Consider the following 2,664-nt stretch of genomic DNA (forward strand, 5'->3'; position numbering starts at 1 on the left):
GTAAGCGGAGCGTGATCGCACCGGATCAGGCGTTGACGGCCGGCTTCCAGTTCCACGGGAGCAGGTCGGCGACACGGCTGGCGGGATAGCCGTTCACCATGCGCTCCAAGATGTCGCGCAGGTAGGCGAACGGCTCGACACCGTTGAGCTTGCAGGTTTCTACCAGCGAGGCGATCACCGCCCAGCGGTGGCCGCCGCCTTCGGAACCGGCGAACAGGCTGTTTTTACGACTCAAGGCCACGGGCCTGATGCAGCGTTCGACCGTGTTGGTGTCCATCTCGACCCGGCCGTCGTCCAGGTAGACGCACAGCGCCTTCCAGCGGCCGAGCGCATAGCGGATCGCCTCGGCCAGCTTGGAGCGGCCCGGCAGGCGTGGGAGTTCCCGCTCCAGCCATGCCTTCAGCTCCGCCACCTGCGCCGCGGCCTCGGCTTGCCGGAGCTGCCGTCGCTCGTTGGCCGTGCGGCCGCGGATGCGCTCCTCGATCGCGTAGAGCCGGGCGATGCGGCGCAGCGCCTCCGCCGCGATCGGCGAGCCGTTCTCGGCCAGATCGTAAAAGCGGCGGCGGGCATGGCTCCAGCACGCCGCCAGCACCACCCGGTTTCCGGCGGCCAGCCGCTCGAACCCGGCATAGCCGTCCACCTGCAGCACCCCGTGGAAATCCCGGAGATGGCCGGCCGGGCGCTCGCCCTTGCGATCGCTGGTGTAGGCGTAGACCACGGCCGGCGGGTCTGTTCCCTGCCAGGGCCGGTCGTCGCGGGCATAAGCCCAGAACCGGCCGGTCTTCACCCGGCCGGTTCCCGGCGCCAGCGTCGGCATCGGCGTGTCGTCGGCGAACAGCTTGGTCGAGGCGAACACCGCCTTCGCGAGTTCCTCCTGCACGGTCTCCAGCCACCAGCACGCCTGTCCCGCCCACCCCGCGAGAACCGAGCGATCCACAGGAAAGCCGTTGCGGGCCAGGATCTGTGCTTGGCGGTAGAAGGGCAGATGATCGCAGTAGCGGCTGGTGATGATGTGCGCCAGCATCGCCGGCGTGGCCATGCCCTTGGCGGCCGGCTTTTCCGGGGCCGGCGCCTGGTGCAGCGTGCCGCAGCCGCGGCAGGCGTATTTGGGCCGGCGGATGCGCAGCACCCGGACCTGGGCCGGCACATAGTCCACCATCCGGGCGATGGTCTCGCCGGCCGCGTGCAGGGCGCCTCCGCAGCAGGGGCAGACACCGGCCCCGGCGTCCAACCCTTGCGGTTCCACGATGATGTCGTGATGCGGCAGGTGATCGGGCCAGTCGCGGCCGCGCCCCTCCCGCTCGTTCGCCGGTTCCGGCGCGGTGTCCGGGCGGTCGGCGGCGAGTTTGGCCTCGACCCGGGCGATGTCCGCTTCCAGGTCGTCCAGCCCAAGGTCGAGTTGGTCGGGATCGAGCCGTTCGGAGCGCCGCCCGAAAACAGTGCGCTGCATCTGCCGGAGTTGCTGGCGCAGGGACTCCAACTCCGCCAGATCGGCTTTCTGGCGCTCCACGACCTCGGCCAAATCGCGCACCAGCTGCTGGAGCAGGGCTGGATCGGCGGGCAGGTTGTCGAGGTCGAAGCGCATGGCCGATGATACCTCAGATCACCGATCCAGGCCAGCCAAGCCCGTGGATTTCCTCAACTTTCCTCCCGTTTACCCCGCCGCGGTCGGCCGGGATACCGGCACCGTATGGCGCCATTCCAGCCCCTCCAGAAGCAAGGACAACTCCGCCGGCGTCAGCACCACCGTGCCGCCCGGGGTCCGCGTCGTCGGCCAGACGAAACGGCCCCGCTCCAGCCTCTTGGCGAACAGGCACAGGCCGTTCTGATCGGCGTAGAGGATTTTTACGCGCCCAGCCCCTTTTCCTCGGAAAATGTAAAGGTGGCCGCAGAACGGGTCTTTGCCGAGGGACTGCTGCACCAGCAGCGCCAGCCCATCGAAGCCGCGGCGCATGTCGCAGGGTTCCAACGCCAGGTAGATGCGCACACCGGCCGGGATCGACAGCATCATGGACGCTCCAGCACGCTCACCACCCGGCGCAGCGCTTCGGCATCGACGTCCCGCCCGACCCGCAGGCGCCGTCCACCGGCCAATTCGATCTCGATCATGCCGGCACCGGATGGCGCCGGTGGCGTGAGGGAGAGAACCGGCGTGGCGTCCGCCACCTCCACCGGTGCAAAGAGGGGCGGCGACTCGGCCGGGGTGAGCATCTGGCGGCGCCAGCGGAACAACAGGCTGGGATCGACCCCGCGCCGGCGGGCGACCAGCGACACGCTTACGCCCGGCTCGCAGGTCTCCGCCACCAGTTGCTCTTTTTCCACCTGCGACCAGCGCCGCCGACGGGGAGCCGCCTCGACGATCTCCATCATCAAGGGAGCGCTCGCCGTCATAGGGACAGCACCAGGACTATCCCTATGACCCGGAGCGCTCACCTCCTCCACAGCGGCAAAGCGGCGCGACCACCGCCCCAAAGCCCACCGTCCAATTCCATGGGCCTCAGCATAGGCCTTCAGCGTCTGCCCGCTGACCTTCCATGCCTCGGCATGACTGCGCCAATAACTCTCCAGATCCTGGCCCGACATCCTCTTTCCCCGCTGATCTGTGACCAGCGGAATATTTCATGAACCAGGATCACGTCGGAGGTGTCGTCACGCAACGCTTAC

At 68.4% G+C, this 2,664-nt stretch carries 2 protein-coding genes and 1 pseudogene; all 3 read right to left on the bottom strand.

Annotated features, from left to right (window positions below; translation table 11 throughout):
* Positions 1-25 precede the first annotated feature (25 nt).
* The gene (locus FHW79_RS32170; RefSeq protein ID WP_183182670.1) at positions 26-1,585 is read right to left on the bottom strand and encodes an IS66 family transposase; all 1,560 of its coding nucleotides are present in this window, start codon (positions 1,583-1,585) and stop codon (positions 26-28) included.
* A 69-nt stretch (positions 1,586-1,654) separates the two neighbouring features.
* Entirely contained in the window at positions 1,655-2,008 is a 354-nt protein-coding gene (tnpB, locus tag FHW79_RS32175) for an IS66 family insertion sequence element accessory protein TnpB (protein ID WP_183182672.1), read from the bottom strand.
* Positions 2,008-2,343: pseudogene (locus tag FHW79_RS33470) on the bottom strand (transposase); the annotation flags it as partial. The gene tnpB and the pseudogene FHW79_RS33470, both read right to left, overlap by 1 nt.
* Positions 2,344-2,664 lie beyond the last annotated feature (321 nt).

The organism is Azospirillum sp. OGB3 (assembly GCF_014192915.1).
Classification (GTDB): domain Bacteria; phylum Pseudomonadota; class Alphaproteobacteria; order Azospirillales; family Azospirillaceae; genus Azospirillum.